The sequence below is a fragment of the Streptomyces sp. NPDC087787 genome (genome assembly GCF_044743035.1).
Lineage (GTDB): Bacteria > Actinomycetota > Actinomycetes > Streptomycetales > Streptomycetaceae > Streptomyces.
This window is the reverse complement of sequence record NZ_JBIUVQ010000015.1, coordinates 238,294-244,615: the sequence shown is the minus strand read 5'-3', so window position 1 is coordinate 244,615 and position 6,322 is coordinate 238,294. Positions and strand designations below refer to the sequence as shown.

10 protein-coding genes are annotated in these 6,322 nt (G+C 66.3%); all 10 read right to left on the bottom strand.

Translation table 11 applies throughout. The features are described 5' to 3' along the window. Positions 1-295 precede the first annotated feature (295 nt). Positions 296-700, bottom strand: coding sequence for a 30S ribosomal protein S11 (gene rpsK, locus ACIOWN_RS24380; protein ID WP_003956432.1), 405 nt, complete (start codon positions 698-700; stop codon positions 296-298). 70 nt (positions 701-770) lie between these two features. Continuing rightward, positions 771-1,151, bottom strand: a complete 381-nt coding sequence (rpsM, locus tag ACIOWN_RS24375; RefSeq protein WP_362356884.1) for a 30S ribosomal protein S13 — start codon at positions 1,149-1,151, stop codon at positions 771-773. A gap of 195 nt (positions 1,152-1,346) precedes the next feature. Beyond that, positions 1,347-1,460 (bottom strand): 50S ribosomal protein L36, encoded by a 114-nt coding sequence (gene rpmJ, locus ACIOWN_RS24370; RefSeq protein WP_003974245.1) that lies wholly within the window; start codon positions 1,458-1,460, stop codon positions 1,347-1,349. A 65-nt stretch (positions 1,461-1,525) separates the two neighbouring features. Next, positions 1,526-1,747, bottom strand: coding sequence for a translation initiation factor IF-1 (gene infA, locus ACIOWN_RS24365; protein ID WP_003948620.1), 222 nt, complete (start codon positions 1,745-1,747; stop codon positions 1,526-1,528). A gap of 191 nt (positions 1,748-1,938) precedes the next feature. Continuing rightward, positions 1,939-2,775, bottom strand: a complete 837-nt coding sequence (map, locus tag ACIOWN_RS24360; RefSeq protein ID WP_362356886.1) for a type I methionyl aminopeptidase — start codon at positions 2,773-2,775, stop codon at positions 1,939-1,941. A gap of 124 nt (positions 2,776-2,899) precedes the next feature. Then, a complete protein-coding gene (locus tag ACIOWN_RS24355; protein WP_362356888.1) occupies positions 2,900-3,550 on the bottom strand; it encodes an adenylate kinase in 651 nt (216 codons plus the stop codon). Next, a complete protein-coding gene (gene secY, locus ACIOWN_RS24350) occupies positions 3,550-4,863 on the bottom strand; it encodes a preprotein translocase subunit SecY (RefSeq protein ID WP_362356890.1) in 1,314 nt (437 codons plus the stop codon). The genes ACIOWN_RS24355 and secY overlap by 1 nt, the downstream gene beginning before the upstream one ends. 169 nt (positions 4,864-5,032) lie before the next feature. Further along, positions 5,033-5,488: a 50S ribosomal protein L15 gene (rplO, locus tag ACIOWN_RS24345; RefSeq protein ID WP_361422427.1), complete on the bottom strand. Its 456-nt coding sequence runs from the start codon at positions 5,486-5,488 to the stop codon at positions 5,033-5,035. 2 nt (positions 5,489-5,490) lie between these two features. Then, a complete protein-coding gene (gene rpmD / locus ACIOWN_RS24340; protein ID WP_361422424.1) occupies positions 5,491-5,673 on the bottom strand; it encodes a 50S ribosomal protein L30 in 183 nt (60 codons plus the stop codon). Then, positions 5,673-6,278, bottom strand: coding sequence for a 30S ribosomal protein S5 (rpsE, locus tag ACIOWN_RS24335; RefSeq protein ID WP_073725073.1), 606 nt, complete (start codon positions 6,276-6,278; stop codon positions 5,673-5,675). Before rpsE ends, rpmD begins: the two co-directional genes overlap by 1 nt. Between the last annotated feature and the right edge of the window lie 44 nt (positions 6,279-6,322).

Genomic DNA, 6,322 nt, shown 5'->3' with positions numbered 1-6,322 from the left:
GTAGCCGAAGCCCGGCTCCAGCGGCTCGATCACGAACCGGGAGCGGAACTCGTCGACGACCTCTTCGGTCAACGAGGGACGCTGAGCGATCAGCATGAGTGGATCAGATCCTTCAGTCGTGGGCGCCCGCTATTTGACGCCCGACCAGGCCCCGCACCGAAAGGGTGCGGGTATTGCAAGGGTACGGGCGGCACGACCGCAAAGGCCGTACCGCCCGGCTGTTACCTGTGGGGGACAACCCCCACGCCCCCGGCCGGAAAGCCCGGAGGCACAGCAAGCCCTTGAGGCGCCGGCGTCAGACGCGACGACGCTTCGGCGGGCGGCAGCCGTTGTGCGGGGTCGGGGTGACGTCCTGGATGGAGCCGACCTCGAGGCCCGTGGCCTGCAGGGAGCGGATCGCGGTCTCACGACCGGAGCCCGGGCCCTTGACGAACACGTCGACCTTGCGCATGCCGTGCTCCTGGGCGCGGCGGGCGGCCGACTCGGCGGCCATCTGCGCGGCGAACGGCGTGGACTTCCGGGAGCCCTTGAAGCCGACGTGGCCGGCGGAGGCCCAGGAGATCACGTTGCCCGACGGGTCCGTGATGGAGACGATCGTGTTGTTGAACGTGCTCTTGATGTGCGCGTGGCCGTGAGCGACGTTCTTCTTTTCCTTGCGGCGCACCTTCTTGGCAGCGCCCTGACGACCCTTGGGGGGCATCTACAAACTCCTACGGGGAGGTGGTCGGTCCTACAGCGAAGACCGCTGATGAAGCGTTGTCCGCTGAGGACTACTTCTTGCCCGGCTTCTTCTTGCCGGCGATGGCGCGACGCGGGCCCTTGCGGGTGCGGGCGTTGGTGCTGGTGCGCTGACCGCGGACGGGCAGGCCGCGGCGGTGACGCAGACCCTGGTAGCAGCCGATCTCGACCTTGCGGCGGATGTCGGCCTGGATCTCGCGACGGAGGTCACCCTCGGTCTTGATGTTGTTGTCGACGAACTCACGGATCGCGACGAGCTGCTCCTCGGAGAGGTCGCGAACGCGGGTGTTCGGGTCGATGTCGGTGGCGGCCAGCGTCTGCTGGGACAAGGTCCGGCCGATGCCGAACACGTAGGTGAGGGCGACCTCCACGCGCTTGTCGCGCGGGATGTCAACACCGGAAACGCGTGCCATTCAATGGCTCCAGTTGATCTTCGGAGGTCTTCCGCAGGACCGTCTCCCGGCCGCCGTACGAGGTACGAACCGGGTCCCCGGCCTCCGAACCGGGGGTGTCGAGCCGCGCTGGGCTCGGGTCCTGCGTATGAACAATTCAGCTCGCGTCGCGCGAATCTCTGCGAAGGGAGTGCAGAGGGTTCGGTCGGTTGTGCGTCAGCCCTGGCGCTGCTTGTGGCGCGGGTTGTCGCAGATGACCATGACCCGGCCGTGACGGCGGATCACCCTGCACTTGTCGCAGATCTTCTTGACGCTCGGCTTGACCTTCATGGGATGTGAGGTTCTCCGGGTCAGTTGCCGGCGGCCCCGCGCAGAACGTGGAGCCTGGGCAAGATCTACTTGTACCGGTAGACGATCCGGCCACGCGTCAGGTCGTACGGAGACAGCTCCACCACGACCCGGTCGTCAGGGAGGATGCGGATGTAGTGCATACGCATCTTGCCGCTGATGTGTGCCAGGACCTGGTGGCCGTTCTGGAGCTCGACCTTGAACATGGCGTTCGGCAGAGACTCGACGACAGTGCCCTCGATCTCGATGGCACCTTGCTTCTTGGCCACGCTTCGCCCTTCGAATCGACTACCTTGATCGACTCCATATTCCGCATGCGGACATGCGAATACATGAGAGCCGACGAGTCAGTCTACGTCAGCCCTCTGCGAAAGACGAATCGAGAAAGTCTGCCCCAGCTCCGAGATCATCATGCGACCGGGTCCGGCCCGGTCCGGCGGACGTGGGAGCGGGCCCCTTATCAGGCCAGCGGGTCCGGTGCCGCCGTGACGCCGTGCTCGGCCAGCTTGGCCCGGCCGCCGTCCGGGGAGGTCAGGACCAGCGGGCCCTGCTCGGTCAGCGCCACCGAGTGCTCCCAGTGGGAGGACCAGGTGCCGTCCGTGGTGATGACCGTCCAGTCGTCCTCGAGGACCTGGGTCTTCGCGGTGCCCAGGGAGACCATCGGCTCGATGGCCAGGCAGAAGCCGGGAACCAGCTTCGGACCCTTGCCGCGCCGCCGGTCGACGTAGTTCAGCAGGTGCGGGTCCATGTGCATCTCGGTGCCGATGCCGTGGCCGCCGTAGTCCTCGATGATCCCGTAGCGGCCGCCGCCGGGCTTCGGCTGGCGGCGGATGTACGTCTCGACGGCCCGGGAGATGTCCACCAGGCGGTTGCCCTGCTTCATGGCGGCGATGCCGGCCCACATCGACTCCTCGGTCACCCGGGAGAGCTCGATCAGCTCCGGGGAGTGACCGGAGCCGACGAACGCGGTGAAGGCCGCGTCGCCGTGCCAGCCGTCGATGATCGCGCCGCAGTCGATGGAGATGACGTCCCCGTCCTTGAGGACGACGTCGTCGGAGGGGATGCCGTGCACCACGACCTCGTTGACGGAGGTGCAGATCGTCGCCGGGAAGCCGCCGTAGCCGAGGAAGTTCGGCTTGGCGTTGTGCTCGGCGAGCACCTTGCGGGCCACCTGGTCCAGGTCCTTGGTGGTCGCCCCGGGCACGGCCGCCTCCCGGGTGGCCGCGTGAATGGCGGCGACGACCAGCCCCGCCTCACGCATCTTGGCGATCTGCTCGGGGGACTTGATCTGCACCATGGGGACTACGGCCTTTCTCGGACCGGAAGGAAGACGGACACCCTCAAGAATACGGGGCAGCGAAAGCCTGCCCGCGCACACGTCGGCCGCGGCTCCCATGGGGAACCGCGGCCGAGTAGTGCGGTCAGTCGCGCTTGAGCGCCTCCAGCGCGCGCTGCGTGATCTCGTCCACCGGACCGAGCGAGGAGATCGTCACGACCAGGCCCTGCGCCCGGTAGTAGCCGATGATCGGCTCGGTCTGCGTGTGGTAGACCTCAAGGCGCTTGCGTACGGTCTCCTCGGAGTCGTCGTCGCGCTGGTACAGCTCACCGCCGCAGACGTCGCAGACGCCTTCCTTCTTCGGCGGGCTGTACGTCTCGTGGAAGACGTGCGCCGAGTCGTTGCGGCAGGTGCGGCGACCCGCGATGCGCTTGACGACCTCGTCCTCGGGGACCTCGAGGTCGAGGACCGCGTCCAGCTTCATACCCTCGCCCTGGAGCAGCTTGTCCAGCGCCTCGGCCTGCGACACATTGCGCGGGAAACCGTCCAGCAGGAAGCCGCCCTCGGCGTCGGGCTGCTCCATGCGGTCCTTGGCCATCGCGATGGTGACCTCGTCGGGCACCAGGTTTCCGGCGTCCATGTAGGACTTCGCGAGCTTGCCGAGCTCCGTCTGCCGGCTGATGTTGGCGCGGAACAGGTCGCCCGTGGAGATGTGCGGAATACGCAGCTTCTCGGCCAGGCGCGTGGCCTGCGTTCCCTTGCCAGCACCCGGCGGTCCGACGAGGACGATTCGCATCAGCGGAGGAACCCTTCGTAATTGCGCTGCTGGAGCTGGCTCTCGATCTGCTTCACCGTCTCGAGTCCGACACCCACGATGATGAGGATGCTGGTCCCGCCGAAGGGGAAGTTCTGGTTCGCCCCGAAGCCGACCAACGCCATTGTCGGTACGAGAGCGATCAGGCCCAGATACAGCGAACCCGGCCAGGTGATCCGGTTGAGCACGTACGAAAGGTACTCAGCGGTCGGTCGGCCAGCCCGGATGCCCGGGATGAAGCCACCATACTTCTTCATGTTGTCGGCGACTTCTTCGGGGTTGAAGGAGATCGCCACGTAGAAGAACGCGAAGAACACGATCAGCAGGAAGTACATGGTGATGTAGATCGGGTGATCGCCCTTGGTCAGGTTCTGCTGAACCCAGGTCTTCCATCCGGAGTTGCCCCCGGAGAACTGAGCGATGAGCGCCGGAATGTAGAGCAGCGAAGAAGCGAAGATGACGGGGATCACGCCCGCCTGGTTGACCTTCAGCGGGATGTACGTCGACGTACCACCGTAGGAACGGCGGCCGATCATGCGCTTGGCGTACTGCACCGGAATACGGCGCTGGGCCTGTTCGACGAAGACCACCAGGCCGACCATGACCAGGCCGACGAGAATGACGGTGCCGAATTCGATCCAGCCCTCGGCGAGCTTGCCCTGCTTCTTGATGGCCCACAGCGCCGACGGGAACGTGGCGGCGATCGAGATGAACATCAGGATCGACATGCCGTTGCCGATGCCGCGGTCGGTGATGAGCTCACCGAGCCACATGACCGTGGCCGTACCGGCGGTCATGACGATCACCATGACGATCGTGTTGAAGATCGCCTGGTCCGGGACGATGTTCCCGGCCGCCGAGCACCCGGAGAACAGGGCGCCGCTGCGGGCGGTCGCCACCAGGCCCGTGCCCTGGAGGATGGCCAGCGCCACCGTCAGGTAACGGGTGTACTGGGTGATCTTCGCGGTGCCGCTCTGGCCCTCCTTCTTGAGGGCCTCCAACCGCGGGATCACCACGGTCAGCAGCTGAAGGATGATGCTCGCCGTGATGTACGGCATGATGCCCAGGGCGAAGATCGTGATCTGCAGCAGCGCACCGCCGCTGAACATGTTCACCAGGCCGAAGAGGCCCTGGTTGCCCGAGGCCTCGCTGACGCACTGCTGAACAGCCTTGTAGTTGACACCCGGGATCGGGATGTGGGTACCGACGCGGTACACCACGATGATGCCGAGCGTGAAGAGCAGCTTCTTGCGCAGGTCGGGCGTCCTGAACGCCCGGGCGAAGCCGGTAAGCACGGTGCCTCCTGCGACCCCCGCGCAAGTGCGTCAGGGTGACGGTCTTGAGGTTCGACGATAAAGAACGGTGCAGGCCACCTTACCGGCGACACTGCCTCCCTGAAAACGACCAACCGGGGATACCTCGTTGTGAGGTACCCCCGGTCGGGACTGCTTTACGTCATCGGGCTCAGACGAGCTCGGTGACAGAACCGCCGGCGGCGGTGATCTTCTCCTTGGCGGAGCCGGAGACGGCGTCCACCGTCACCTGCAGCGCCACGGAGACCTCGCCCTGGCCGAGGACCTTGACGAGGCTGTTCTTGCGAACGGCACCCTTGGCCACCAGGTCCTCGACCGTGACCTCGCCACCCTCGGGGTAGAGCGCGGCCAGCTTGTCGAGGTTCACGACCTGGAACTCGGTCTTGAACGGGTTCTTGAAGCCCTTCAGCTTCGGGAGGCGCATGTGCAGCGGCATCTGGCCGCCCTCGAAGCGCTCCGGAACCTGGTAGCGGGCCTTGGTGCCCTTGGTACCACGACCGGCCGTCTTACCCTTGGACGCCTCACCACGACCCACACGGGTCTTGGCGGTCTTGGCGCCCGGGGCGGGACGGAGGTTGTGGATCTTCAGCGGGTTCTGCTCCGCCATGATCAGTCGACCTCCTCGACCGTCACGAGGTGGCGGACGGTGTGCACCATTCCGCGGAACTCGGGGCGGTCCTCCTTGACGACCACGTCGCCGAGCTTCTTGAGCCCGAGCGAACGCAGGGTGTCACGGTGGTTCTGCTTGCTGCCGATGTAGGACTTGACCTGCGTGATCTTGAGCTGCGCCATCACGCACCCGCCCCGGCACGCGCACGGAGCAGGGCCGCGGGGGCCACGTCCTCCAGCGGCAGACCGCGGCGGGCCGCGACCTCCTCGGGACGCTGCAGGCCCTTCAGGGCCTCCACGGTCGCGTGCACGATGTTGATCTGGTTGTCGGAGCCGAGCGACTTCGACAGGATGTCGTGGATACCGGCGCACTCGAGCACGGCACGCACCGGGCCGCCGGCGATAACGCCGGTACCCGGGGAGGCGGGCTTGAGCAGCACGACGCCGGCAGCCTTCTCACCCTGGATCGGGTGCGGGATGGTGCCCTGGATCCGGGGGACCTTGAAGAAGTGCTTCTTGGCCTCCTCAACACCCTTGGCGATGGCGGCCGGCACCTCCTTGGCCTTGCCGTATCCGACACCCACGGTGCCGTCACCGTCGCCCACCACGACCAGCGCGGTGAAGCTGAAGCGACGACCACCCTTCACAACCTTGGCGACGCGGTTGATCGCGACGACGCGCTCAACGTACGCGGTCTTCTCGGCGGCAGCTGCGCCGCCGTCACGGCCCTTCCGGTCCCGCCGCTCGCCGCCACCGGCACCGCCACCGCGGCGCTGGGGTCCAGCCATTGGAATTACCTCTCTCTGTTTCCGCTAGCTCGCAGCAACGAAAA

What these genes read in the sequence shown, in the direction of transcription:
- rpsK (WP_003956432.1), bottom strand. Translation starts at nt 700, where the DNA reads ATGCCCCCCAAGGGTCGTCAGGGCGCTGCCAAGAAGGTGCGCCGCAAG.
- rpmJ (WP_003974245.1), bottom strand. Translation starts at nt 1,460, where the DNA reads ATGAAGGTCAAGCCGAGCGTCAAGAAGATCTGCGACAAGTGCAGGGTG.
- rplO (WP_361422427.1), bottom strand. Translation starts at nt 5,488, where the DNA reads ATGGCGGAGCAGAACCCGCTGAAGATCCACAACCTCCGTCCCGCCCCG.
- rpsM (WP_362356884.1), bottom strand. Translation starts at nt 1,151, where the DNA reads ATGGCACGCGTTTCCGGTGTTGACATCCCGCGCGACAAGCGCGTGGAG.
- rpmD (WP_361422424.1), bottom strand. Translation starts at nt 5,673, where the DNA reads ATGGCGCAGCTCAAGATCACGCAGGTCAAGTCCTACATCGGCAGCAAG.
- map (WP_362356886.1), bottom strand. Translation starts at nt 2,775, where the DNA reads ATGGTGCAGATCAAGTCCCCCGAGCAGATCGCCAAGATGCGTGAGGCG.
- ACIOWN_RS24355 (WP_362356888.1), bottom strand. Translation starts at nt 3,550, where the DNA reads ATGCGAATCGTCCTCGTCGGACCGCCGGGTGCTGGCAAGGGAACGCAG.
- rpsE (WP_073725073.1), bottom strand. Translation starts at nt 6,278, where the DNA reads ATGGCTGGACCCCAGCGCCGCGGTGGCGGTGCCGGTGGCGGCGAGCGG.